This window comes from Allorhizobium sp. DMC15, from assembly GCF_056314065.1.
Map to the genome: position 1 here is coordinate 42114 of NZ_JBQUZB010000007.1, position 24373 is coordinate 66486.

The window sequence follows — 24373 nt, forward strand, 5'->3', positions numbered from 1 at the left end:
AAGGCGTCAATTCAATGACTCAGAACAATGCAGCGCAATGGGACGAATTTATTGGACGATTGTCGAGCGACTTCGACTGGGACAGGCCCGATGCTCCAATGATGAAACGGCTCGAGGCCCTGCTGAAAGGATTGACTGATCCCCAGGCCATGGTCGCGAACGAACTCAGCCGGATCATCGGCGATCCCGCACGGTTGGCGACATATCTGCCACATATCGAATATCCCCGCCCGGGCTGGGACAAGTTCATTTTGTGGATGGACCCATCTGACCGCTTTCGCGTGAGGCTTCACCGGTTCAAGCCAAGCGCCCAAGTAGAAGAAGGCGACAATACGATACACGATCACCGCTGGCCGTTCTGCAGCCTGATCCTGAAAGGATCCTATCGAGAGACGACTTACAAGATAGTTCGCATTGACGAAGCCAGACGCACGGCGGTTATCGAGCCTGCAACGGAAAAGGAAGTCCCTGCCGGGTCCGTCAACTGGTCACTGCCGGGCGTGCCTCACCTTACTGCCAATGAAAATGAATGTTTTTCCCTCTTTGTACGCGGCCGGTCGCTCATCAAATTTAGCCGTGTCTTCGACATTGAAGCTCAAACCTTTCGCCCCGAGTTTGGGCTGACTGACGAAATCTGCCAAGTCATGAATGGAATGGCTGCGCGAATCGTCGAAACTGAATCGGACGGCGTCGGCGTGCGGAGATGACAGCTGCGATGGAGGTAGCCTCGACCTGGAGCCCGAAGGCTTCGATCCTTGGTATAATCGATTGGAGTAACACCGGTCGGCTGCCAGCGAATGCCGGGCGGCCAGACGCTGTGTCCGCCGCCGAGGAATACGCTGTAGCATCGCGTGGTTGGCCGCCTAGTGCAGCGAATGCTAGAGGAGCAGCAGATCGGCGGTTACGGACTTGTGCTCGGCAGGCTGGCGGACCGCAGCTTGCGGTTGAACGCCTCGATGAAGCCGTTATCAGTCGGTTTGCCCGGGCGTGAGAAGTCCAGGGTGACGTTGTTGGCATAGGCCCACAAGTCGAGATCACGGGAGATGAACTCACTGCCATTGTCCACTCTGATCGTCTTCGGATAGCCGGTCTTCCGGCAGATGCTTTCCAGGGTCTGGACGACATCCTCGCCGCGATAGGTGAAGCGAGCGTCGGCGGCCGGGCAGTAACGCGAGTGCGTGTCAACCACGGTCAGGATGCGCAGCTTTTTGCCAGTTGCGAGCTAGTCGTGGACAAAGTCCATTGCCCAAACATCGCTCGGTCCGACAGCCTCCTGGCGATCGTCTCTGAGCTTGCCTTAACCCGACGCTTGGGATGCTTATTGCGCAGTTGAAGCCCTAACTCGCTGTAAATCCTGCGTGTCTTATCCATGTTGATCTTCCAACCATCGTAAGCGGTGTCCTGAGCCCACCTCGTCGACACGATATAAATCTGCAATCGCTATTTCCTGCCCCTGCGACAAGGCGTTTGCTGCGTCCTTTGACGTGCCCCCAATAAATTGAGCCATTCGGAACTGGAATTTTCCATTTATCATCCCTGCGGGGAGAAAGGAGAGTTCCGATGAAGGCATCGAAGTTTAGCGAGGCGCAGGTTGCGTTCGCTCTGAAGCAGGCGCAGGACGGCACACCGGATCGTGTCCCGGCGAATGGTGTAGCTTCGGCAATCGCCGTGCCTTCCGGACAGAGCCGGGAATTGGTCAGCTTGCGGCTGGCAGGCTGATGAGCGGATCATCGCTCATTGCTGCTATGGTCTCAAGCGTCATGTAGCGGGATCGCTGGACGGCCCATTCGTCGTTCTGCTCCAAGAGCAAGGCACCGACCAGTCTGACGATAGCGTCGTCGTTGGGGAAGATGCCGACGACCTCGGTGCGTCGCTTAATCTCGCCGTTGAGGCGTTCGATTGGATTTGTAACCGGTGTAAGACCAGCGGTGGCGATGTCCTGCTGCAGTTCTGAGAATTGCGGCGTATGCTGTGAGCATCCGGGACAGATGCACCGGGAGCACGACGGTGCGGGCAGGCCGATACATTAGATGAGCTGTGAGCTCGTGTTAGTAGCTGGCCGCCTCTGCGACTCGCCCGGTTGCGCCGCGAGCGCGAATCCGTAGTTGTCGTGTCGCCCGCAGCTCCCGTTGTTCAAACGACAGGAGATGCTTATGTGACGGGTAATCGGAATCGATATCCACCGAACGTTTGGCGAGGTGGTTTTCTGGGAAGACGGCCGGCTCCGGCATGGTGGCCGCGTCGACATGACACGAACGGCTCTTGAGGGGTTCGGCAAGTCACTTACGTCGGCAGACGATGTTATCATCGAGGCGACGGGAAACTGCATGGCTGTCTCCCGCGTCCTTTCGCCGTTCGTGCGACGGGTCGTGATTGCTAATCCCTTGCAGGTGAAGGCGATCGCACAGGCGCATGTAAAGACCGACAAGATCGATGCTGGCACACTGGCCAATCTCTATGCTGCTGGATATCTGCCGGAAATCTGGACACCAGACGCCGCCACTGAATGCATGAGGAGGCTGGTGGCCCGTCGCTATCAGGTTGTGCGACATCGAACGCGGATTAAGAATGAGGTCCATTCTATCTTGAATGCTCACCTGATTCCAAAGTGCCCCCATGCCGACCTGTTCAACGGGCGCGGGCGGGAATGGCTTAAACACCAGCCTCTGCCTGAAGATGAGCAGATGGCGGTCCAGCGGCATGTACGCGAACTCGACAGGCTCGGTGAAGATCTTGCGCTGCTCGATCGGCAAATCGCCGAAGGTACGATGGATGATCCCGCGGTCAAACGGCTGCTCACGATCACAGGCGTCGACCTCACCGTGGCGACAGGATTGATGGCCGCCTTAGGCAATATCGACCGCTTTGAAAGCCCGCAGAAGCTGGTCAGCTACTTCGGCCTCAATCCGCGAGTTCGCCAGTCTGGACTTGGCGCTGCCCACCATGGGCGCATCAGCAAGATTGGTCGTAGTCATGCGCGGGCCATGCTGGTGGAGGCAGCATGGGCCGCAGCAAAAGCGCCAGGGCCGCTGCACGCCTTCTTCGTCCGGATCAGAGCCAAACGCAGCCATCAGGTCGCAGCCGTCGCAGTGGCACGAAAGCTCGCGGTTCTGGTCTGGCATATGTTGACCAAGCAGGCGGACTATCTCTGGGCTCGCCCGAGTCTCGTTACACACAAGCTTCGGGCACTGGAATTACTGGCCGGGAAACCACAGAAGAAGGGCAACAAGCCTGGCCCTGCCTATGCCTATAACGTCAAGAAGCTCAGCGACCAGGAGATGCGCGTCGCTGAGCAAGCGCAAAAGAGCTATGAACGCTTCGTCGAGACGTGGCGTCCGCGCCCGCCTGATGAAAAGGCGCGCGGACGCCTCAATCCGGCAAGGCTCGAGTGAGGTGGCCTGACGGTGCCTTCAGCCGATGCACCGCACTTCACCACGAGGTCATCCGCGCAGGAGAAAAATACCATATTTTTGAGCAAAACTCTTGTCGATCTGATCCGTTGAATGAAGCTTAGCTCAGTGCTGCCTCGGAAAGGTCATGTAGGCGAGCACGTCCTGCTCGGCACTATCCTTCAGCGTGGCGAGTTTCGGCACCTTGGGCCTGATCTGGTCGGCGACGTTACGCCATTGGGTACTTGCCGCCTCCGGGGTTTCCTGGGCAAAGGCAGTGGCGATGAAGGCCGAGACGACACGCCTTCCGCTCTTTCCGGCATGGGCCAGCGCGTTACGCATGAAGTGAACCCTGCACCTCTGCCAGGTGGCGGAGAGCACCTTCGACACGGCTGCCTCGATTCCTTCATGTGCATCGGAGACGACGAGCTTGACGCCGCGCAGGCCTCTTCTGGTCAGCTCGCGTAGGAACTCGGTCCAGATCGCTTCTGCCTCGGATGTGCCGATTTCCATGCCGAGCACCTCGCGTCGGCCGTCGGTGTTGACGCCCACGGCGATGATGACCGCGACCGAGACGATGCGCCCGCCGCGACGAACCTTCAGATAGGTGGCATCTATCCAGAGGTATGGCCACTCGCCCTCGATAGGACGGTAGGAAGGCTTTGACCTTTTCATCGATCTCTTCGCAGAGCCGCGATACATGGCTTTTGGAGTTGCCGTTCATGGCCATGGCCTTGACGAGATCATCGACGGATCGGGTCGAAACGCCTTGGATGTAAGCCTCCTGAATGACCGCAGTCAGAGCCTTCTCGGCCATTCGGCGCGGTTCTAGGAAACTCGGGAAGTAGCTGCCTGTGCGAAGCTTGGGGATGCGCAGTTCGACGGTTCCTGCTCGTGTCTCCCAGTCTGGATCGCGGTAGCCGTTGCGCTGGGCAAGTCGGAAGCTGTTCTTCTCGCCGTAGCCCGCGCCGGTCTTCGCACTCACTTCCAGCGCCATCAGCTTCTCGGCGGCAAAGCCGATCATCTCACGCAACAAATCGGTGTCGGCGCTCTTCTCAACGAGTGAGCGCAGGTTCATCATGTCGTCGGTCATCGGTGGTGTCTCAGGTTGGCTCTAAGCAACCCGACCCTACCGGAAAACACTGGTGACCACCGCTACGCCGCCCGCTCCCTACAGCACATTGGAGGGCGCGCTCGCGAGCGGCTTCGCTATCACCCAGCTACACCACTCGCCGGGACACGATCGCACACCGGTCGGCGAGGTCTGGCGAAGGCGGTCATTTCCGATGCAACGTTCTACAATTGGCGCAAGAAGTATGCAGGCCTGATGCCTCCGAGATGAAGCGGTTACTCCAGCTTGAGGAGGAGAATGCCAAGCTGAAGCGGATCGTCGCCGACCTGTCGCTGGACAAGGCCATGCTTCAGGATGTGCTGTCAAAAAAGCTCTGAAGCCTGCCCGCAAGCGTTCGCTTGTCGACAAGGTCCGGTCCGACTGGAAGGTATCCACCCGCCGGGCCTGTGCGGTGCTGAAGATCGACCGGTCGCTCTATGTCTACAAGTCGAAACGCGGCGAGCAGGCTGAACTGAAGCTGAGGATCAGAGACATTTGCCAGATACGGGTTCGGTATGGATATCGGCGCGTGCATGTCCTGCTCAAATGGGATGGATGGTCAGTCAATCCGAAGCGAATCTATCGCCTTTACAAGGAGATGAACCTTCAACTGCGCAACAAGGTACCAAAGCGGCGCGTAAAGGCAAAGCTGCGGTCAGACCGGACCGCTGCGACCCGTTCAACCATGTCTGGGCCATGGATTTCGTGCATGACCAGTGGCTACCGGCCGCAAGATCAGGGTACTGACGGTCGTTGATACCTTCTCCCGCTTCTCGCCGGTGGTTGAGGCACGGTTCAGCTACAAAGGGGAAGACGTCGTCCAGACCCTGGAACGGACATGCCGCTAGGTTGGCTACCCCGCCGTCATTCGTGTCGACAACGGAAGTGAATTCATCTCTCGCGACCTGGATATGTGGGCCTATCACAAGGGTGTGGTGCTCGACTTTTCCCGGCCTGGCAAGCCGACCGACAACAGCTTTATCGAGAGTTTTAACGGCAAGTTCAGGGCGGAGTGCCTGAACGCCCATTGGTTCATGAACCTTGACGACGCACGGGTAAAAAGGGAGGATTGGCGCGAAGACTATAACGAGTTCCGGCCACACAGCGCCATTGGCAACAAGGTGCCGATTTCGCTCATGAACGGCTCATCGGCACCACCGCCGACTTGAGCCATAACCCCGAAAGATTCCAGCTCACGCTGGCCCAAAATCGGGGTGCACTTCAAGAAACCGCCGGAGCGAACTCAAAACTGGATGAAACTTGGGGGCAAGGTCACCCGCGTATTGACCACGGACAGAAGCAGGATCCTGGTGACGAGAATTTGTTGCTGAGGGACTTGACGAACAAATGCCCATCACAAGCACTACAATGCTCTTCACCCGCACAATGCTCTGAGGTATCTCTCGCCGCGTGAGTCCTGAACGTGAAATCTCACCCGAGAATGTCTGGTATTTACGGGCAATTACATGATCCGCTCGCGCACCTTTTCGAACTTCAAAAGGTTAACGAGGCGTAAAGGCTGGGTGTATACCGGCTCAACGCGTCGTAACACCAGCTTTGCGACATCAAGCTCCTTTCTACTCTAACCTTAGACAAAGTGCAGCTAGATAGCCACGCTCGGACTCCCACGGCATCGCAGGTGCTGAAACCGCGATCAGCAGATGGAGGTCCTCGTTCCGCTGCTCCTCGCCTAACAGATACTGCAAGTTCAGAGTTCTCGTTGTCGGGTCGTATTGGCTGCTCAACATTGAGTTGCGCGCGGCTTCCGACCCACACATGTACTCAACTTCCGGAGTATATAGATTGTCCCATTCTAGGCATTCGCCGTTAAGCTCAAAGTATGCTCGATATTCGATATGTATTTCAGCGCCGGCGTTGAATGCTATTGTCAACGTAAGGCCATCGCGGCGTAGATCAATCGTCTGTTTGTCAAGCTGGATGTGTCCAGAGAGCATCACTCCGATTTCGCTTTCAGATGTGATTTCACTCAGCACAAACCTCCTGATTTCCCCGTCGCGCAAAGTCATCCTTGGTACCCCGAGGCTTGATGTGACTTCGCTCGTCGGGATAAGCATGGTGACATCGCGCAATGCGTTCCGCCTGAACGGAACCCAAAATCCACCTGCTACCAGATGCAGCATCCAATCGCGGCCGATAGCAGTTGATTTGATCTCGCCAAATGCGCTCTGGTGCAACTCCAAGAGCCGCGTTTCGCCCAGCACGTCTCTGGCATTCTGGGCAAACCATAGCAGTGCGTCCTGCAAACCCTGACGTCTAATGAGAGCTAGAAATTCGCCTGGGGAAAAGGTGGCATCGTTAAGTGCATCAATAACCTCGCAGAGATCCGAGAGCCGTTGCGGGGGATGATCCTTAAGATACCATGCAGCCTGCGTGACAAAGTCTCGATGACTCGCCGCTAGCGTGATGGCGGCCGCTGCGGTGCGAGAGGGTACAAAAAAGCGAACGCCGTCCGCCTCCACTGCAGTGCCGTTAGCGATCAATTCAATGATCGGCAAACCACGCTCATAGGCACGGTGACCGTTGGCCGTGTAGTTTCTTATGTCTGTGACAAGATGCGTGTTGTGCGGAAGAACCTCCCAGGCCGGGTAGTAGCGATGTAGATCTACATCGACACCTTCAAAGACAACGTTTACAAACTCATGCAAGGGCAATCGCTGACGCCGGTGAGGGATTCCGGCAGAATTTAGGCGATCTAATAGAATGCCTGGCCGGGATACAGCTATATCCAAGTCACCGGTGCTGCGGATGGCCAACTCCGACGGCGCATAGTAGTAGTGATTTTTGAAGATGACCACGTCCATATCGTAGCAGAATTCATGAATGAACTTTGCTAGTTTTTCCTGTAACAGTCGAAAGTGAGCCACATGCTCACGGTGCGCGTTCTCCGCCAGTCCGCGGACCACCTGCAGATTTGGGCTACCGGCACGATCTATGGCAACTAGGAGCCGCCCAAGCACCCGATGAGCGCTCAAAAAGGCAATGGATTGCAGAGGGTTAGCAGTCAGATATTCCGGGACACTGGGATTAATGCCCGCCGCAAAGGTCAAGAGACTTACTGCCGAGGCAGCATCGGGGATGACTTCATACTCTTCGGCGCTCAATGCTATCTCCATTTGTTCAGCGAAGACTGCGCTCTCTGACAAGAGCAATTGATCAGTCGGGAAATGTCGGCCAGGTCATGAGTAAAGTGCTCTCAGAGGACTTTACAACCCCGCTAACTATAATGCTGCCACTCAACTTAGGTGATACCTCTTTGAGGGTATGAACTGATGGGGTGGATGCCCCCTCCAGCCGTCATCGGAGTATGATGCCTGCCCAGCGCCATGGTGGCGCTCACGGAGGAAAGGCAGATGACACAGGTGCATATCCTTGCGATCGACCTCGCGAAGCGGAGCTTCCAAGTCTGTGGAACGGATCGCGGCGGGGTGTGTGGATGCCCCCGGTTTGGCAAGAAGATTTTTTGACGGTAGTCCGCAAACGAGGAATTCTATCGGTCGTGTGTCTGGCCTCTCGATGTGGCCTGATTAGCCACGGGCCGGGATGCAGTTCGAAGAACAGGGACCACATCGGTTCAGAGAGCTTTGTGCTCGAGCGCCGGGACTGGTTTACCCCATTCTGAACATTGAAGTCCTTTCCGCATCGTTCCGTCAGTCGATCTTCTCACCGGGGCTTTTGGCCCCAGGCATCACCGCATTGCCTTTCGAGGAAGGCAGCGGATTACGCCATTCTGTAATTCTGCTCCCTGGTCATCATTGCCCATATGATGCGCGCCATCTTGTTGGCGAGCGCGATAGCCGCCACCATCCGAGGCTTTCGGCCCAGAATTACTTCAAGCCAGTTATCCGGTAACACGCCCTTGCGCACGATCCAGCGGATCAGGCTCATGGCTCCGACGATGAGTAGCTTTCGGATATCGGTGGAGTGCACCCCGTTTCACCGGACATGTCGGCTAGTTTGATTTAGCCCTGATGAACTGCCGAGGGGAAGCCATCTTGAGCGCGGAATGGGGATGGATTTCGTTGTAGTCCTCGATCCATCCGTCGATGATCCGGAGCGCTGTTTCTGCGTCCGGTAGTGCTGCGATGCGGATATAGTCCCGCTTCAGGGTTTTGACGAAGGCTTCCGATATGCCGTTCGACTGCGGACTGGCCACCGGCGTGAAGCAGGGCGTCAGATTGAGCGCCTGGGCAAATAGCCTGGTGTCCCTCGCGGTGTAAGCCGAACCGTTGTCAGAGAGATGCTCGATGGCTTGCGGGGCTCTGGTTGCGCGGAAGCGTTTCTCGACCGCCTCCAGCATCATGTCGCGCACGTCAGAGCCGGAGATGCCCGCGTTGGCGACCGCCGTCCAGGCGATGATCTCGCGATCGAAGGCGTCGATGATGAAGGCGAGACGAATGACCTCGCCATTCCAGCAGGTGAACTCCAGACCATCCGAGCACCAGCGCAGGTTCGAGCGCATGACCATCACCTTGCCGTCGTGGAGGCGGCCCTTGCGAACGGCCGTATGCTTCTCCAGCAGCAGGGCGTGGTTGCCCATGATGCGATGAACCCGTTTGGCATTGACGACAGGCTTATCGGCGGCTCGCCTTTCCCGATTGAGGAGCGCGGCGATCCGCCGATAGCCATAGGTTGGCCTTTGATCTACCAGCCTGCGGATGATGGGCAAAAGCTCTGCATCCTCGGCCTTGTGATAGGAGCCGCGCGGCTTCGATCTGCCTTTCAGGCGCTCGATCAGATTGGAACGGGAAACGCCGAGCGTATCGGCGACGGCCTTCATCGGGAACCGTCCTTCGGCAACAAGATCGGCCGCGATATCCGTTTTTTTGAGTCTGCTTTGGACAAGGCTTCCCGGAGGATTTCGACCTCCATTGTCTTGCGGCCGAGCATGCGCTCCAGCTCGCGGACACGATCCTCCAGCTTCTTCACTTCCGAATTGCCGACAACCGGCTCGTCAGAATCCACGGCTGCAGCACCTCCCTCACTCAAGAGCCTGCGCCACCGATAAAGCAGATTGGGCGCAACGCCATGGCGGCGAGCGGCCGAAGACACCGTCTCGCCTGGTTCGAAACTCTGCTCGATGATTGTCAGCTTCTGCTCGGTTGTCCACCGCCTGCGGCGAACATCACCCGTCAGCAATTCAACGTGTCGATACTCGTTAGACATAAGCCTGTCCTCAAGCCTGTGCTTGAGCCTTTCTGCTTATGCCGACTGTCCGGTCGAAATGGGGGGCAGTTCAATCGGTCTGTCCCATCTTGCTGACACCACCCAGTCGGGTCTTGCCTCCCGTGGAATGCTGCCTGGGCACAAGGCCGAGCCAAGCAGCAAAGTTCCGGCCGCTCTTGGCGTTACGTGGAATGGTGCGGGTGGCTGCGTGATCTTCTCACACTCGCGGCAGGTAAACGAGCGCCTTTGCACTGGCGGCTTCCGCCTTTGCGGTCGCTGCTTCCGCTTCGGCTGCGACCCTTCGAGCGCGTTCCTGGGCCAGCAGTGCAAGCGCGCTGGCAAGGTCGTCCGGAAGCTCTTCGGTCGCATTGCTCATGACAGGATGGAATCCTATTCGACCCTGTCATTCCAGTGTTTTTGCTTATCCGGCCGACGTCGGCCGCCAGGTCTTTTGCGGCATCCGCCAGTCGATACCTTCCAGTAGATAACCGAGCTGCGCGGGCGTGATCACCACCGTGCCATCGACCGCTGGTGGCCAGATGAAGCGGCCACGCTCCAGCTTCTTCGTGAATAGACAGGCTCCTTGGCCATCATGCCAGATCACCTTGATCAGGCCACCACCGCGGCCGCGGAATACGAACAGGTGCCTACACATCGGGTCACGCTTCAGCGCCTCCTGCACCATCAACGACAGACCGGGGAAGCCCTTGCGCATATCGGTATAGCCCGTCGCCAGCCAGACCTTCGCACCACTCGGAACCGGGATCATCGCAGACCCAATACGCAAGCGAGAATCCGGCCGAGGGCGCCCGTCTCGATGTCGCTGTCCACGTGGACGCGTCTACCTCGACCAAGTTCGATCATTACATCGCTACGCTTTCGACGAGGATGGGATGTGGTGGGCGGTTCCGGTTGAGCGGGAGAGACTGTCGAAGCGGCCTCGGACACGATCACCGGCACCAAAGTCGCCACTTCCGACCTTGGCTCCTCTATCCGGCAAAGCTCCTTTCGCCAGCGAAAGAGCTGACTGACATGAATGCCGGCTGCGCGGGCAATCTTAGAGATCACCGCATCAGGCTCAAAGCAGGCGGCGACAAGCCCCTCTTTCTCTTCGCGTGACCAACGACGGCGGCGCTCCACAGACGTGATGACTTCGATCGGATGCTTCGTCATAGGACTGTCCCTAGTGTTATCACTAGGATTTCCGATGTTCAGCGCCACCTCACAAGGCGGCCTTCACCGTGGGCTTACCATTGAGATCGACAACAACAGCGTCGAGCGGACCATCCGGCCGATAGCTCTCAATCGCACGAGCGCACTCTTCGCAGGGCACGACGCTGGGGCAGAGAACTGGGCGATCATCGCCTCGCTGATTGAGACGTGCAAATTGAATGCCGTCGATCCGCTTGCCTATATGACCAGCACTCTCACTGCCATCGTCTCCGGCCACAAGCAGAACCGGATCGAGGAACTTCTGCCGTGGAATTTTCGGCCTCAAGTGGGATAGCTCGACCGCATCATTGCGATTGACCAACCTCCTACCAAGACACAAGACGACCTTTCTTACGGCGTGGGATTGGGTGGCAGGCAAGCGACACTCGCGCCATTGCGAGATCGAAACCTGAAGGCCTTTTCCACCCGGTGGATTTCAATCCTTGGCGCTTTGTCTTTCTCCAGGATTACGACGCCAGGGCCATTGTCACTCCCTGAGCACGCTCTTCGAAAGAGCTTTCATCACAGGGACATGAATAAACAAGTAGCGACCAAGGTCGATGCAATTTGGTTCGCCCGTAGTCGTCGGGTTTCCATTGGCATCACACCTTTCCGTATAGGAGAAGTTGCTCGCCGCCGCTGATAGGCGGCTGAGGGCCGCGCTTGAACTGTAGGTTTCCCAAAAGAAGAACAGGATGAAAGCGACACATCCAAAGAAGACGCCGAGTCTGAAAAGACCACGAGCTAGGCTAGGGCCGGTGTCGTCATCCTGCAATTTGATGGTCCTCTCCCAACGCTGCAAGGGACCGCAATCGGCACGTAACTGCTTTGCCATGTTGGCCGTAGATGCTCAACACCGATCAAGCATTTGCTTTCAACGTGGGAGTGAAACACCGCTTACAATATGAGTGACGAAGAGCAGAAACTGCGTGTGCGGCTTGTGGGGCGTGGTGGGCGGCGCCGCTATGAGTCCAGCATCAAAGGCCCGGCTTGTAGCGGCCTGCCTTGAGCCTGGGGTTTCCATATCAGGCCTGGCGCTTGCCCATGGGGTCAACGCGAACGTTCTCCGCAAGTGGGTCAAAGATGCCAGGGAATCCCGGTTGCCGACGGTATCATCACGATCGGCGTTTATCCCGGTCATAGCCGCAGACTGTGGCCGGCCCGATGAGACCCGCTCGCTGGATGTGGAGGTCGCACGAGGTGAAAGCCAACCGGCATCACTGGGGCGGACAGCAGGACCTTGTGGTTCTTCCAAGATCAGGGCGTTGCTACCGAACGGCGTGAAGCTTTCGCTGGAATATGTGGGATGTGGATGCGTTGACGGCAATCATCGGAGCGCTTTGCCATGTTCAGACTAGGCGTTGATCTCAAGGTCTACCTGCATCGCGAGCCCATCGACTTCCGCGCCGGCATCAACAGCCTTGCTGGGGCCGACCAGCTCGGACCCCATCTCAACATCGTCATTCTGAGGGACAGCCACCAATCTGGCTACATTCTCGGAAGCGTCGGCCCATCACGGCATCTAGCGCGCTCTTAGCTGCTCATACACCGGCTGTGCAAGCGCAAACAGCTCCGCCTGGGATGAAATTGCACATTTTCTGTAGAGCTGCTTCCTAAATACCTTTACTGTTAGCGGGCTTATCGAAAGATTGAGACTAATAGATTCGCTCGAATGACCCCTCAGAATCAACAATGCAACTTGAGCTTGCCTGGGACTAAGAGCAATCCCACATCTTTCACGCATAGCGATGAGAAAGCTGTCAGGGCTCGCGCCGTCGCCATGTTCGAGCGGCGGCGCTGAACTCACAACCAGATGGGTCTGAATGAGTTTCAACAACAATGCACAGTGCGACTGGAGGAACTCCAATTCTTCTGGTGAAAATTTTGTCGATGACCGTCCGTCCTTACCAATTGATATTGTTAAGGTCTTGTCTTCGTCGAATGATTGTACAAAAGTCATCTCGTCCGAAATTCCGATATTTCCATAGTAATCTTTGAAATAATCCGTTTTATAGAAATATTTCGGCGCAATATCAAGAAGCCTAAACACACCATTGCCTCTCTTTTCTAGATGATGGTGGAAAACTGGATCCTCTACATAGTATCTCTGTAGGTATAAATTTTCAAAATTTTTGAAGACATTTTCCCCTTTAAAATCCCTGTATAATACTCGCGGTGTCGCGTCGCTACGAAATAAAATCACAATCACATTATCGAACGGTACGGACGCCCGCAGAGAATTAAGAAGAACTCTATAGAAATTCGAACCTCCTAATGACGTTACTGCGTGTCCGATTGTACTGAAAAAGTCCATAGTAGCTCCTCTCCGCCATAGAACAATTTCGACACCCGTCGACCCCAGCTACGGCGACGTTATTTGTCCCACCAAGTTCGACGGGCCTGTCCTCCAACACAAGGTTCGGGTCTTTCATCACTCTGCCAGTTCAGATTGCAAACGTGTCATGCTGCGGCGGGAACATGATCTATCCACCTGCCCCCTGGTAGCGCAGGATAGATCTGCGCCAATACAACCTTGTGAGAACGACGAGCACGGGTCCCACCATAAGTGAAATCGGCGCTGCCCAGACCCCTAGGATCGGCACCTCTTTGCCCAAGATGACTGCGACGGGTACGAAACTGAGATACCCCATGGGAATTATCGTTAGTAGAGTGAAAACTATAGTCGTCGGGAAGATGTTGAGCGGATAGCGCATCAGCTCCCAGAAACCGAAGAAGATCGGATAGAGGTAGCGGGCACGAACCGCGTGCAGTGCCGTTGCCCCAATAATTGTTACCAGTGCGGCGACGATCAACGTCGCGCTCGCCAGACTGGCGAGCAGGAACAGGATTGCCCAAAAATCGAAACTAGTGGGCAACTGCACCATTGACCAAATCATCAGGACCGCGGCGAGCACGATATGGCCGCTGTATCCGACGATATTGAAACCTTCAAATACCACATACAGCCACGGAGAAACAGGCTTGACCATGATCGAGTCGAACTCACCTCGGGCAATGAGGTTTTCGAGATCCCGCATTTGTACAAAGCTCACCGAAGCGCCGAGGGCATAGTTGAGCAGGTGGAAACTGAGCAGAAGAGCAAGTTCGTCCCAAGCCCACCCTCCGAGGCTGCCAAACCGTTCCAACAGCACCCAGAGAGCCGAGAAGCTCGCACTGTATGCAACGAACTGAGCGATGCGGTCGAGAAAGAAAGCGACACGGTATTCCATCTGCGTTTTGATGCGCATGAGCGAGAGGCTCGCCGCAATGCGCAGGTGATATCCCAGACGCATTCCTAGCCCCCCTGTATAGCGACGCTACGAGTGGCGAACCGCCACAACACGATTACTGCCGCCGAAAGCAGCAGGGCCCAGCCGCAGCCGCCGAGTAACAGAATGAATGCTTCGAACTCGGTCTGCTTCCCCAAGTAGACGGCGGCCGGGTAGTAACTGATCCACGCGAAGGGCATGATGCTCAGTACGTTTCCCAGCCATTGCGGAAAAAACCAAAGTGGCACAACCGTGCCTGCGCAAAACATCAGGATGCCCTGCAGGAACCATTCGAGCGCAAATGTCGTCAGGACCCAAAACGAGACAAGACCACAGAACACGGAGAGTAGGAACAATATCATGAACGCAACAACGCAGAAGCCAACGAACATGATTGCATGAACACCACTGGCAGGGGCTGAAAGACCGTGAACGAGGGTGGTTGCCACCACGACCGGCAGCACGATGGCAACGATACGGAAGAGGGCATTACCGCACTCAATACCTAACAGATAGAGCGGGTAGTGCACCGGCTTGAGCAGGAAGACTGCAATGTCTCCGGTCTTTACCGCGTCACCGACGACGGTGATCAGCTGCGAATAATCGAACGCTATCAGCAGCGCGGCAGCCACCATCGTGTACGTGACCATCTCATTGAGAGTAGTGCCCGAGGAAGCGCCTGTGCCAACTAGTGACACCCAGATCGCAATACGCGCGAACACTTGGACAAGATAGCCAAAGACGCTCGTCCAAGCCTGGCGGCGGTAGGCTAGCTGGGCTTGGAAGGCGGTGCTAACGAAGACAGTAAAGGCGCCCCCTTTCATCGGCCGGCACACCTTGTGTAATAGCTGCGGATAACTTCCTCAATGTTTGGAACCTGCATAGCAACATCGCGCAATTCGCGGTAGCTTCCCAGCTCAGCAAAAATATCGACTAGCGAGACGTCTTCCCGTTTAACGAGAAAATGCTTGCGCACCCCTTCGTCCGAGATCAGCAGACAAGACGATAAGGTCACGGGACCTGGATCGGTATGAAACTCAAGAATAAGACGTCGAGCCGCACCTAGCTCCGAACGCAAGCGTTGCAACGAACCATCAAAAAGCTGCCTGCCATGGTCCACCATAATAATGCGGGGGCAGATCTGCTCGACATCCTGCAGATCATGAGTGGTAAGAATGATAGTCACCCCATGTTGGCGGTTGACAGTCGCGAGAAAGCGACGCACCGCATCCTTCGCGACGACGTCCAGACCAATGGTAGGTTCATCGAGAAAAAGAATCTTGGGATCATGTAAAAGCGCCATGACAATCTCGGCACGCATTCTCTGCCCCAGGCTGAGCTGACGTACAGGTCGATTGATGTACGATCCCAACTCCAGCAAGCCGCTGAGCTCGTTCAGATTCTTCTGAAAGCGCCTGTCATCGATTTGATAGATCGCTTTATGTAGCTTGAATGAATCAATGACTGGCAGATCCCACCAAAGTTGACTGCGCTGGCCGAACACCACACCAATTTCCTGAGCATTGCGCACTCTTTCAACGTACGGCGTACGCCCTAGCACCTTCACATCACCGGCTGTTGGGACCAAAACGCCTGTCAACATCTTGATCATGGTGGATTTTCCAGCGCCGTTGGCGCCGAGGTAGCCAACGGCCTCACCTTCCGCGAGTGAGAAAGAGGTGTCCTCAACAGCAACAACATCATCGTAGGAAGTGGTAATCAACGACTTCAATGCGCCACGAAATCCTGGATATCGGCGGTATTGCCGGAATTGCTTGGAAAGGCCGCTTACGTCGATGATCTTTTCCACTACGCCCACCCTACAGCTACCGCACCAGAAACTGGCACGTACCAGCGTCGTCTGATCTTCACACATCCGCCGGCGAGAACTTAACACGCCAAAACGCTGTCGCAGGGCAATTCACAGCCATAGCGAATATCAAAATTTCTGATTTAAATTGGCAATGCCTCATCTAAACGTACTCAAGATACGCACTAATATTGGTTTTGCAACCACGTTCTTCGTCTCATAGTTGCTTTCCCACGGAAAATCGACCTGAAACAGATCTATATCTATTTTACTGATATGGACCGCGCCGATAAAAATGCCGTCTTCTTCTCCGTGAAGGTGTCCCACCGGATGCTTACACAGAAGATAAGCCCGGACGATAAAGGCTCCCGAGTTGCTCAACTTCGTATGAGCGACTTGGAGCTTGGTGCGCTCATTGCCGATGATCTCCCAATCTGCCGACCAGTCGAGCTGGAAGGCTTCGCCAGGTTCGAACGCCGTGGAACGAAGGTGCCACGCAGCTCGTCTGCAGGTCTCGCTGTCGATCATCACTCCATTCCAGAGCAAATGCTGCCACGCGATTGTAGGCCCCCTCGTAGCCGAGGCTGACTAGTTCGGCGTGCAACTGCTTCATGTGCGCTTCTGCTTACGGCCCTTATTCCATTCCGTCTTCAGGCAGGCCGACACCCTATCCGCAAACAGATCAAGCTTGCTCGGTCTCTCCCGCACCTTGAAGGTTGGCTCTACGCCGCAGCACGCAGATTTTCTGGTATAGGCCGGTCCTGCGGCAAATCTCCCGGATCGATAGATGCTCTCGACAATTCCAGCGGGATCACGCTCAGTAACGCCATTTCGATCACTCCAGAGCCCACGCTGAAAACATGCGAGGGACGGTTAAAACATGGGTCAATTTTCAATGGAAATATGGGGCTGCGCTGGGTCAGCTTTCAGTGGGAATCACCAATTAAGGGCTCTATTAAATCACGGCATCGATCGCAGCTAGCAACCGTACCAGATCGGCCCGCGCCGGAACCGTGATACGCAACCAGTTCCTGGTCTCCGGGTAATCGAAGTAGCGGACGGCAACCTTGTGGCCTTCAAGCCCTAGCCTGATTGCCTGAGCCGGCTGTGTTGAGTGGCTGACGAGTAGAAAATTTCCATGAGGATCGAGGACTTTGAACCCGCGTTGCGTGAGACTTTCCTTCAAAACGGACCGGACTTCTATCATGGCGTCGGCGAACCGCCGGTAGTCCGTCGCGGCCTCCAGCGCCATAGCGGCAAAATGCTGCGCCACGGCATTGACGTTGTAGACCTCCTTGATCTGCTCAAGGGCGGAAACCATCGAGGCAGTGGAAATGCAGTAGCCGATCCGCAAACCCGCGAGCCCATAATATTTGGAGAAACTTCTGACCACGAAGCATCGTTCCAGTTTGCCAATGTCAAGGCTGGGTTGCTCGAAATCTCCGTAACAATTGTCCCAGACCACGACTGCATCCGGGTGCTCCGAGAGCCGGTGGATCAATTCGCTTGAAAAAAGCCGGCCGGTTATCGCGTTGGGGGAATCGATCAGCCAGACGCCTGCACCTGGAGTGACGTGTTCCGACCGAGCATCATAGCGTGAAACGCGAAACGGATAGCGTCGGGCGAGAATATCGTATACCTTGTAGCCGACGTCTGGCAGATGGACCGTATCATGCAACGGATGCAATGCGGTGAGGACGTCCGCCACAACGCCGTCGGAACCATTGCCTATGTAGATGTTCTTGGAGTCTACTCCGTATTGTCTTGCGAGGCGGCTTCGCAGTTCAATCGCCTGACTGTCGGGATAGCGCGCAAAGTTCTCTATGGCTTCGCCGCTATCGAACCTTGAGCGCAAATATTCCCTCGGCACAAAGTGGTTTTCATTCTTATGGAGACTAAGCCAGTCACTGCCTCCGAAAACAGCTCCTGCATCATAGATAGCGTTCATTATCCACCTCAAGATTTTGTCTATTATTCTCCGCGTTGCCGGGCTTCACGCCGCGCGACGCTGCCCCGACTTCTCGTATCGATGTGTCGAACAGGTAACTGACGAATTGGGAAAAGATCTCGCGCTCGGTTGTAATATCGAGCTTGCAATAAATCCGCTTGCGGTGGTTGCGGACTGTTCCCTCGCCAACCTTTAGAATTCCGCCAATCGCAGCAGATGGATAACCGAGCAGGATGAGCCGTACGATCTCTCGCTCGCGCGTTGTCAGGCATGAACCGAGGAAAGTCTCAATTGCCTCATGGAGACTAAGACGCGTACTAGACCTGTATCCGTGGTCGAACAGGAATACACGACCGCCTGCGCACAATGTGTAACTTTCATCCAGTGAGGCAACATGAAGTACTCCATGGGCCAGCCGGATAAAACTGCCATCCGCTGACTTGGCAAGATCCGCCAGCGCGCGGTGAAATCCGACCTCGGACCGAGTGATATTCCTAAGTTCCCGACTGCGGTACACTTCATGGCCATTTTCGTCGACAACGATCATCGATCGATGCCAATCATCCCGATTGAACCCCGTACTCATCCTGGTAAGCAATGCACTTTCATGCGAGCTATGGACGCCGGCAACGAGGGGTAGCAGTAGCTCGAGAAACTGCAACTCATGGCGAGTAAACTCACGCCGACTTTGGAACGAAATCACGACGGAGCCGTTGCCTTGACTCGGCAAAATGTAGGCTGCTTCGTCCACCATCCCGGTCCTGCTGTAAAACCGAGAAAAATAACCCTTCCGATCCTCCTGTTGTATGCGCTTCACGTCCAGATGCACCATGGCGGGCTCGTTGAGCTCCAACAGGTGAGTGAAGAGCGGATCGAACCGGTAATATCCGCCCCGATATAGTTCCTGATCATCGTTAGGGGTGTTGTGTGCGTGGAGATAAGTGGGCGCTGTGTGCCTGGAATAGCGCATCACCTGAACTGCATCGTAAGGAGCTGCCTCGTGCAAAGCGCTAAGTATCTTGACGTAGGCTGTTAAACTGCCTGCGCCCTTTGCGGCCGACCCGAGTTGGGCGAATACGGATTTGATCCGACTGCCCTGAAGCGGCAATTCCGCTTCTACGATACATCGCTTGGTTTCGGTATGGTCCATTCGCTGTCACGCCTCCAACGTGAGCAATAGCAGAGATGGTTCAGTGCACACGGAGTGTTTCCCGACACCCTCACACTTGGAACATCGAGATTGACGTCGTGAAGGGCCGCGATACGCCGAAAGTCATAGGTAACTTGTCTGCAACGATAAGGCGGGAAGCGTTGGCATTATCCACCTTGTCTTCGGCTTTGTTGGTGTCGCCTTCTCTCATCACCTGATCGCGCCCCTGCCCCTCAGCGCTTGACCCGAATTGCACGCTACAAGAAATCTATCCCCACTACGCTCCAGATGAACTTCACCTCGGAAGATCATCAGGGCCAAATCAAGCTAGCCGGCCAACTGGCGAAATGGGGGCGCTCCGGTACCCTATATGGCCATGCTGCCATCAGCAGCACTCTTCACCGCTAGTCTGGTGGAGGCCAGAGGCACTTCCCCCGGCTCAAGAATGTATAAATCGTATCCTCATATTAACCCATCGAGATGCGGCTCGCGAAAGGCGAACGATGATCGTGAATAGTGGTCTTCCCCTCGACCACAAGTGCGGCTGGCTTGAAATAAAGAAGCCGAATTCTAAAACCGTCTTCCAGATCTTAGTGAAGAATATATTTGCGCTGTCCTGGGTATGGGTCCTAAGTTTGAGGAAGAAATTCCGCAATCTTCTCCCTTCCCGAGACAAGTTTTCTGACCGCCGTCCTGATCATGCCGATTGGCTTTCAAGGTGCGTCAATATTTCGAGCTTGTCCGAGCCCTTTTCTGAAGAGGCACCGCCAAACCCATCTCGCTGCCAACCCTATGTGGGATCTGTCCCAGTTTTCCAAATCAGACGAGGTCATGACGGTCTCCTAGTAGATCTTCCATCGTTCCGCCAAGAGACGGAATTTGTCTTGCGACGTGCCGAATGATAGTCCTGAACCCATGCTGCCCGCGGCAAGCGCTAAGTCAGAGACGTGTGCCACCCGCTCCAGCACTCGTTCAGCTCCATAACGTTGGTCAGGTGCAGAATAGATTATGGCGTTTGCCAAGGGAGACATCCGCCTGATGTTGTGCACAACCTCTCGCACCGCTGCGTCGTCGTCGTGCCGAGCGCCTTCATCTAAAAGGGGATGGTGCACCACAATCGCGTCATTAGTTGCCAGCGTAGAAACAATCTTTGAAAGACCTGGCTTTTCAAAAATTAGTTGATCATAATCGAACGGGTGAGGAAATACGACGGCGCTCAGTTCGGGAAGCGAAATCCCGAGCGCAAACGCGGTTCTGCTTCCCTCGAATCGAAGGTTCCTGACGTGCTCGAATGCGGAAGCAACCCCGTCGAGCGGGGCAACTGCTGCGGCAACAGCAACATGTACGACGTTTTCTTTTTCAAGCGAGGAAAACGGACCTGGGTCCATATCTGCGGCACTTGAGATTGGAACATTCAATTCGGCGGCAAGCAACGCGATCTCACGTGGTGAATCTGACGAGTGAATAAAATTTTCGATGTCATGTGCATTTCTATGATACTTAGCCCTTATCAGGCGCTTTGCCCAACGAGCCCTGAAAATTGCATTAGACCCGCTAAGTACCACGAGATCGATTGGTTCCGATGTCATTAGATGGCATACTTCGGGAAGAACGGGTTCAAAAATTTTGTTATATAGTGCCGTGTTGAAGTGAATTTTGTAGGTCCGGGAAATAGTCAAAGCTTCACCGCGGACCATTTCGATGAATTCGTCGTAAATTTGGTCCGAACAACCAGGCTTCCTCAAGACAAATGTATCTTCCCTCAATTCACGAGAAAAGAGCTCCATCAATCCTAATTCTTGCATTACATTCATTGTTGCTCCAGTGTCCCGGCTTGCGAAACTACGAAATTACTTCATTCTGCGCCATGGCTCGCAGCTCAGATCTAGCATGGTCCAGCTGTCCTTTTGCGGTGTAATGAACCGCAGCAGAAATCCTCTCCCTTAGCGCAACATTGTACCAGTACTTCACAGCATGCATTGTTACGGCGACACTGGCGTGATCTTGCAAAGCTGCCAGCGCTGACATCCCGAACAGCGTTTTTAGCCTGTCAGCAGCGTAGTTCTTTGCAACAAGGTGGGCGTCGATTCTTTCAAGGGTTTCCCACGAAGTCCTATCTGATAGCGACCTTTGGCTTGTCAAGTACAAGAGCTCCAATGAATTCTTCCTAATTATTTCGTTGAGGTATTCCACGAATGCACCTGAGAAGAACTCACCCCCCCACTCCAGATCACAAAGAAGCGGCTGTCCCGATTCTCCAACTATATTACGAGGAGATACATCTAGTAGAAGAAGTCTATCTCTCCAGAAATTATTCGCAAGTGTAAAAGTCAGTCCTATAGATTCGCCAGGTGTAATTTTACAAGATGCAACCCTCTGCAAGAGGTTAGCACCTCGGTGCGGCCCTACAATCCATGATGTTTCTATGCCAAATAATATCATATACGGGAGAATTATATTTTGCTTTGTCGCGACAGCGGCAGTCGCCAGTGCCTTGATCTTCTCAATCCTTTGATAAATGCTGTCGATCTTCACGCCACTGTGCTGTATTGCAACGTACTTGTCTCCCGCCGCGTCCACTTCGAATACTCCAGAACGTCGGCTGAATGGTGTGATGTCACAACTGAATTGATTTGCGTTCAGCGTACGATCACAAAACGTTCTAAGGCAGTCGCTACCCTTGTCGCCGATAATGTAGGCGACTTGGCAGTCACCGTACTCGACATCAATGTCTCTGCAGTCAGCGATTTTTCGCACTAAGGACTTTTCAACTTCACTGCGTAAGACGGACATGGCGATGGAAGGATCGAACATACGGCCTCACATACCTTCGAGCTTTTCCAGATACCCAGAATTCGTCAGTGTATTGCGGATCGCTTCAAATGACTCGGTTGCCCTGCGCGGATCTGCCGCAGAATTCTTATCGTACCAGTGAGCTAGCCTGACGCTAATAGCGCGACCACAAAGACTAGTTCCGAAACTGCTTTCGTAGCTAGCGTTAAGGTCCGCTAGGGCATACTCGCCATTGCAACCCGGAGAAACAATAATATCGTTGTAGGCGCCGTGCGTGTTCAGTTCGTCAGCGAGCTGTGCTCGAGCATGGCCCCAATTAAAAAGGTTGAAGTTCGTCGTGCGATGATCGACTGCTTTGGACGCTTCCAGGAGAAGATGACAAACCTCGCGCAGCACTGAACTAGTTTGCTCCCCGGGAATACCTTTAGACCGACCAATCCGCTTCAGATGATAAGAAAGATCGCCAAAAAAATAGAGATGACTTAGAACTGATTCCGCCAACAATAATTTCCTCATCCTATTCAATATAGTCTTTGTAGTCAAATTTCGGCAAGCAAACAGAATATACAACCAAATTTTTATCGACCGAAAAACGGTGTTTATCTCCTTTCTTAACGAGAACGACCTCACCGCTGCTGAGCCTGCAGGGTTGATCATTTATGAATATTATTCCTTCCCCCGATACATGAAGGAAAATCTCCGTAAACGTTGAGTGAGCTTTGTTGGCCGTGCCAGTGGGGCCAAAATGTATTAGGTCAACGCAACAAGTGTGATGGTCGTCGAACGCAGTGTGCTTCAGCAACTCGACAACGATCTCGCCCTGCTCCATGACGTACGAACTACAACCATCAGCCATCACAAAACCAAATTTAACCTCACGAGGATGCAAGTTTATGCGTGTGACTATGGGGGCGATATACCCCTAGGTAGTTATACGCAGCGCCCTCGGAGGGTGGTTAAGGATACCGCGGCGTGAGTCGACCCCGGCGGATGATGTCAAGTTAACTTCACTGAAGGCGTTCGATGCTTGCTCGCTGGCGCGAGCCGGAATCTTGTCAGCTACAAAGGCCATCATTACCCTGCATCAGTGATCGCCTACGCGCTCTGGCAGTATTTCCGATTTCCGCTGAGCCTTCATCTGGTCGAAGAGAGGCTGCTGGAGCGCGGCATCATGGTTTCCTATGGGATGATCCGGTGTTGGGCGAAGAAGTACGGGCCGGATTATGCCGGCCGCTTGCGCCGCAAAGCGCCAAGCCCGAGCAACGTCTGGCATCTGGACGAGGTCGTGGTTGACCTGAGACCCGACTTCCCTCCAATTTTCGGGAGAGTCTTGGGTTTTCCTGCTCTGGGACCAAACTTTGGACCGCCGGAAGCTGGAGTTTTCCGGCTGCTGCTCACGATGGCTGGCCGGTTGCGCCACCGGGATTATGCAGGGCGACCGGGACGTTATAACCGATCGCTGAGTGAGGACGTTCCTCGTTGTAGTATCGACGCCAAGTCTCCAACTTTTCGCGGGAATCCGCAAGGGTCAGGAACCAGTGGGTGTTTCGGCGTGCAAAATTGACCCCACTAGCGGGGTAATCGGCGTCTGCGTACCGATTGACACTATCGAGTTTGACAATTCGGACGTCCGCCTTGAACGGATTCGAACAGGCGCCCCGCCTGAGTCCTGCTTCAGCGCCAGCTTTTTGCAATCGATGGCCGATTACGCATGCGCCCAACAGCTGATCAGCGAAGCAGTGCCGACGGCCGTCCACCATCATCTGGATGATGGATGTTGAAATCCACCCCGTAGATGCGCTTGAGGTGATCGGGCGTCATGATGTCACTTGGCGATCCTCTGGCGATGAGGCTACCGTCCCGGAGCGCAATGATCTCATCACAGTAGCGGCTCGCCATGTTGATATCGTGGAGAACCATGACGAGGGAGAGCCCCCTCACCTTGGTGAGTGTATGGACGAGATCGAGCACCGCGATCTGATGTGCAATGTCGAGTGCCGAAATGGGTTCGTCGAGCAGGAGACATTTCGTATCCTGTGCGATGAGCGCGGCGATCCAGGCGCGCTGCTGTTCGCCCCCGGACAGCGTTTCGACGGAACGCTCCGCAAGCGTCGTGGTTTGCGTGAGGTCGAGTGCTTCCTCCACCTTTTCTTCATCCAGCCTGCCAAAAGCGCCAAGAGGACCATGCCAGGGATAACGTCCGAACTTGACGAGCTCGCGGACGCTGGTTCCTGCGGGCACCGGCGTCTGTTGTGGGAGGTAAGCAAGGTGCCTGGCGAATTCGCGGTTCGACCAAGTTTCCAACCGGCGTCCATCCAACAGAATTTGTCCGGTGCTGGGCCTGATCTGCAGGGCCAGCAGCCGGACCAGAGTGGATTTGCCTGAGCCGTTGTGTCCGATGAGACCGATTGTTTTGCCCGCCGCAAGGTCCAGATCCAGCGGCTGCAGGATCGTGCGGCCGGTAACGCTGAAGGAAACTCCCTGCAAGGAGAACTTCGGCGCCATCT

Annotated in this window: 20 protein-coding genes and 11 pseudogenes; 8 read left to right on the forward strand and 23 right to left on the reverse strand. The window is 55.0% G+C overall.

Going from position 1 to position 24373, the window contains the following annotated elements:
* The first annotated feature begins 14 nt into the window (after positions 1–14).
* Complete coding sequence (locus ACT53S_RS22280) at positions 15–707, forward strand: hypothetical protein (protein WP_476068636.1); 693 nt, start codon at positions 15–17, stop codon at positions 705–707.
* Between the two features lie 212 nt (positions 708–919).
* Here the strand turns inward: ACT53S_RS22280 and ACT53S_RS22285 are convergent.
* A pseudogene (locus ACT53S_RS22285) lies at positions 920–1365 on the reverse strand (DDE-type integrase/transposase/recombinase); the annotation flags it as partial.
* Between the two features lie 195 nt (positions 1366–1560).
* Between ACT53S_RS22285 and ACT53S_RS22290 the strand changes: the two are divergent.
* Complete coding sequence (locus ACT53S_RS22290; protein WP_476068637.1) at positions 1561–1719, forward strand: hypothetical protein; 159 nt, start codon at positions 1561–1563, stop codon at positions 1717–1719.
* On the opposite strand, the pseudogene ACT53S_RS22295 reads toward ACT53S_RS22290, so the two are convergent.
* Positions 1697–1909 (reverse strand): annotated as a pseudogene (locus tag ACT53S_RS22295) (transposase); the annotation flags it as partial. The gene ACT53S_RS22290 and the pseudogene ACT53S_RS22295 sit on opposite strands and share 23 nt — an antisense overlap.
* 262 nt (positions 1910–2171) lie before the next feature.
* On the opposite strand from ACT53S_RS22295, the gene ACT53S_RS22300 reads away from it, so the two are divergent.
* Positions 2172–3392: an IS110 family RNA-guided transposase gene (locus ACT53S_RS22300; protein WP_476068757.1), complete on the forward strand. Its 1221-nt coding sequence runs from the start codon at positions 2172–2174 to the stop codon at positions 3390–3392.
* A 126-nt stretch (positions 3393–3518) separates the two neighbouring features.
* Here the strand turns inward: ACT53S_RS22300 and ACT53S_RS22305 are convergent.
* Positions 3519–4482, reverse strand: a pseudogene (locus tag ACT53S_RS22305) (IS256 family transposase); the annotation flags it as partial.
* Between the two features lie 118 nt (positions 4483–4600).
* Here ACT53S_RS22305 and ACT53S_RS22310 point away from each other — a divergent pair.
* Positions 4601–5669, forward strand: a pseudogene (locus tag ACT53S_RS22310) (IS3 family transposase).
* 408 nt (positions 5670–6077) lie between these two features.
* Here the strand turns inward: ACT53S_RS22310 and ACT53S_RS22315 are convergent.
* The 7 genes and pseudogenes from ACT53S_RS22315 to tnpA (ACT53S_RS22345) form a co-directional block, all read right to left on the reverse strand.
* Positions 6078–7622 (reverse strand): hypothetical protein, encoded by a 1545-nt coding sequence (locus ACT53S_RS22315; RefSeq protein WP_476068638.1) that lies wholly within the window; start codon positions 7620–7622, stop codon positions 6078–6080.
* A 616-nt stretch (positions 7623–8238) separates the two neighbouring features.
* A pseudogene (locus ACT53S_RS22320) lies at positions 8239–8439 on the reverse strand (IS110 family transposase); the annotation flags it as partial.
* A gap of 31 nt (positions 8440–8470) precedes the next feature.
* Positions 8471–9684, reverse strand: a protein-coding gene (locus ACT53S_RS22325; protein ID WP_476068639.1) for an IS3 family transposase whose coding sequence is annotated in 2 segments (ribosomal slippage) — positions 8471–9348 and positions 9348–9684 — 1215 coding nt in all. Because the reading frame shifts where the segments join, the coding sequence is not laid out codon by codon here.
* 76 nt (positions 9685–9760) lie between these two features.
* Positions 9761–9862 (reverse strand): annotated as a pseudogene (locus tag ACT53S_RS22330) (transposase); the annotation flags it as partial.
* Between the two features lie 39 nt (positions 9863–9901).
* On the reverse strand, positions 9902–10060 hold the full coding sequence (locus ACT53S_RS22335; protein ID WP_476068640.1) for a hypothetical protein: 159 nt from the start codon (positions 10058–10060) through the stop codon (positions 9902–9904).
* Positions 10061–10105: 45 nt separating this feature from the next.
* Positions 10106–10471: an IS66 family insertion sequence element accessory protein TnpB gene (gene tnpB / locus ACT53S_RS22340; protein WP_476068641.1), complete on the reverse strand. Its 366-nt coding sequence runs from the start codon at positions 10469–10471 to the stop codon at positions 10106–10108.
* A complete protein-coding gene (gene tnpA / locus ACT53S_RS22345; RefSeq protein WP_476068642.1) occupies positions 10450–10857 on the reverse strand; it encodes an IS66-like element accessory protein TnpA in 408 nt (135 codons plus the stop codon). Before tnpA (ACT53S_RS22345) ends, tnpB begins: the two co-directional genes overlap by 22 nt.
* 79 nt (positions 10858–10936) lie before the next feature.
* On the opposite strand from tnpA (ACT53S_RS22345), the pseudogene ACT53S_RS22350 reads away from it, so the two are divergent.
* From ACT53S_RS22350 to ACT53S_RS22360, 3 genes and pseudogenes are all read left to right on the forward strand, one after another.
* Positions 10937–11191 (forward strand): annotated as a pseudogene (locus tag ACT53S_RS22350) (transposase domain-containing protein); the annotation flags it as partial.
* A 609-nt stretch (positions 11192–11800) separates the two neighbouring features.
* Positions 11801–12261 (forward strand): annotated as a pseudogene (gene tnpA, locus ACT53S_RS22355) (IS66-like element accessory protein TnpA).
* The gene (locus tag ACT53S_RS22360) at positions 12242–12433 is read left to right on the forward strand and encodes a hypothetical protein (RefSeq protein ID WP_476068643.1); all 192 of its coding nucleotides are present in this window, start codon (positions 12242–12244) and stop codon (positions 12431–12433) included. Before tnpA (ACT53S_RS22355) ends, ACT53S_RS22360 begins: the two are co-directional and overlap by 20 nt.
* Here the strand turns inward: ACT53S_RS22360 and ACT53S_RS22365 are convergent.
* From ACT53S_RS22365 to ACT53S_RS22415, 11 genes and pseudogenes are all read right to left on the reverse strand, one after another.
* Positions 12419–13210, reverse strand: a complete 792-nt coding sequence (locus ACT53S_RS22365; RefSeq protein WP_476068644.1) for a helix-turn-helix domain-containing protein — start codon at positions 13208–13210, stop codon at positions 12419–12421. The genes ACT53S_RS22360 and ACT53S_RS22365 overlap by 15 nt on opposite strands.
* A gap of 169 nt (positions 13211–13379) precedes the next feature.
* Positions 13380–14189, reverse strand: coding sequence for an ABC transporter permease (locus ACT53S_RS22370; protein WP_476068645.1), 810 nt, complete (start codon positions 14187–14189; stop codon positions 13380–13382).
* A 2-nt stretch (positions 14190–14191) separates the two neighbouring features.
* A complete protein-coding gene (locus ACT53S_RS22375; protein WP_476068646.1) occupies positions 14192–14989 on the reverse strand; it encodes an ABC transporter permease in 798 nt (265 codons plus the stop codon).
* A complete protein-coding gene (locus tag ACT53S_RS22380) occupies positions 14986–15975 on the reverse strand; it encodes an ABC transporter ATP-binding protein (protein ID WP_476068647.1) in 990 nt (329 codons plus the stop codon). Before ACT53S_RS22380 ends, ACT53S_RS22375 begins: the two co-directional genes overlap by 4 nt.
* Positions 15976–16305: 330 nt before the next feature.
* Positions 16306–16805: pseudogene (locus ACT53S_RS22385) on the reverse strand (IS21 family transposase); the annotation flags it as partial.
* Positions 16806–16930: 125 nt separating this feature from the next.
* The gene (locus ACT53S_RS22390; RefSeq protein ID WP_476068648.1) at positions 16931–17923 is read right to left on the reverse strand and encodes a pyridoxal phosphate-dependent aminotransferase; all 993 of its coding nucleotides are present in this window, start codon (positions 17921–17923) and stop codon (positions 16931–16933) included.
* Positions 17907–19073, reverse strand: a complete 1167-nt coding sequence (locus ACT53S_RS22395) for a helix-turn-helix transcriptional regulator (protein WP_476068649.1) — start codon at positions 19071–19073, stop codon at positions 17907–17909. Before ACT53S_RS22395 ends, ACT53S_RS22390 begins: the two co-directional genes overlap by 17 nt.
* An 842-nt stretch (positions 19074–19915) precedes the next feature.
* Positions 19916–20887 carry a hypothetical protein gene (locus ACT53S_RS22400; RefSeq protein WP_476068650.1) on the reverse strand — a complete coding sequence of 324 codons (972 nt, stop codon included), beginning with the start codon at positions 20885–20887 and terminating at the stop codon, positions 19916–19918.
* A gap of 28 nt (positions 20888–20915) precedes the next feature.
* Positions 20916–21887, reverse strand: a complete 972-nt coding sequence (locus tag ACT53S_RS22405) for a hypothetical protein (protein ID WP_476068651.1) — start codon at positions 21885–21887, stop codon at positions 20916–20918.
* A 6-nt stretch (positions 21888–21893) separates the two neighbouring features.
* Entirely contained in the window at positions 21894–22367 is a 474-nt protein-coding gene (locus tag ACT53S_RS22410; protein ID WP_476068652.1) for a hypothetical protein, read from the reverse strand.
* Between the two features lie 16 nt (positions 22368–22383).
* On the reverse strand, positions 22384–22722 hold the full coding sequence (locus ACT53S_RS22415) for a cupin domain-containing protein (protein ID WP_476068653.1): 339 nt from the start codon (positions 22720–22722) through the stop codon (positions 22384–22386).
* A 171-nt stretch (positions 22723–22893) separates the two neighbouring features.
* Here ACT53S_RS22415 and ACT53S_RS22420 point away from each other — a divergent pair.
* Positions 22894–23163, forward strand: a pseudogene (locus tag ACT53S_RS22420) (IS6 family transposase); the annotation flags it as partial.
* A gap of 97 nt (positions 23164–23260) precedes the next feature.
* On the opposite strand, the pseudogene ACT53S_RS22425 reads toward ACT53S_RS22420, so the two are convergent.
* Both ACT53S_RS22425 and ACT53S_RS22430 read right to left on the reverse strand, forming a co-directional pair.
* A pseudogene (locus ACT53S_RS22425) lies at positions 23261–23413 on the reverse strand (integrase core domain-containing protein); the annotation flags it as partial.
* 181 nt (positions 23414–23594) lie between these two features.
* A complete protein-coding gene (locus ACT53S_RS22430; RefSeq protein WP_476068654.1) occupies positions 23595–24371 on the reverse strand; it encodes an ABC transporter ATP-binding protein in 777 nt (258 codons plus the stop codon).
* Positions 24372–24373: the final 2 nt, after the last annotated feature.

Coding starts and splice junctions, on each gene's coding strand:
- ACT53S_RS22280 (WP_476068636.1), top strand. CDS start 15: ATGACTCAGAACAATGCAGCGCAATGGGACGAATTTATTGGACGATTG.
- ACT53S_RS22365 (WP_476068644.1), bottom strand. CDS start 13,210: ATGGACTTTTTCAGTACAATCGGACACGCAGTAACGTCATTAGGAGGT.
- ACT53S_RS22415 (WP_476068653.1), bottom strand. CDS start 22,722: ATGGCTGATGGTTGTAGTTCGTACGTCATGGAGCAGGGCGAGATCGTT.
- ACT53S_RS22390 (WP_476068648.1), bottom strand. CDS start 17,923: ATGAACGCTATCTATGATGCAGGAGCTGTTTTCGGAGGCAGTGACTGG.
- ACT53S_RS22360 (WP_476068643.1), top strand. CDS start 12,242: ATGTTCAGACTAGGCGTTGATCTCAAGGTCTACCTGCATCGCGAGCCC.
- ACT53S_RS22370 (WP_476068645.1), bottom strand. CDS start 14,189: ATGCGTCTGGGATATCACCTGCGCATTGCGGCGAGCCTCTCGCTCATG.
- ACT53S_RS22395 (WP_476068649.1), bottom strand. CDS start 19,073: ATGGACCATACCGAAACCAAGCGATGTATCGTAGAAGCGGAATTGCCG.
- ACT53S_RS22335 (WP_476068640.1), bottom strand. CDS start 10,060: ATGAGCAATGCGACCGAAGAGCTTCCGGACGACCTTGCCAGCGCGCTT.
- ACT53S_RS22430 (WP_476068654.1), bottom strand. CDS start 24,371: ATGGCGCCGAAGTTCTCCTTGCAGGGAGTTTCCTTCAGCGTTACCGGC.
- ACT53S_RS22405 (WP_476068651.1), bottom strand. CDS start 21,887: ATGTTCGATCCTTCCATCGCCATGTCCGTCTTACGCAGTGAAGTTGAA.
- ACT53S_RS22375 (WP_476068646.1), bottom strand. CDS start 14,989: ATGAAAGGGGGCGCCTTTACTGTCTTCGTTAGCACCGCCTTCCAAGCC.
- ACT53S_RS22400 (WP_476068650.1), bottom strand. CDS start 20,887: ATGAATGTAATGCAAGAATTAGGATTGATGGAGCTCTTTTCTCGTGAA.
- ACT53S_RS22290 (WP_476068637.1), top strand. CDS start 1,561: ATGAAGGCATCGAAGTTTAGCGAGGCGCAGGTTGCGTTCGCTCTGAAG.
- tnpA (WP_476068642.1), bottom strand. CDS start 10,857: ATGACGAAGCATCCGATCGAAGTCATCACGTCTGTGGAGCGCCGCCGT.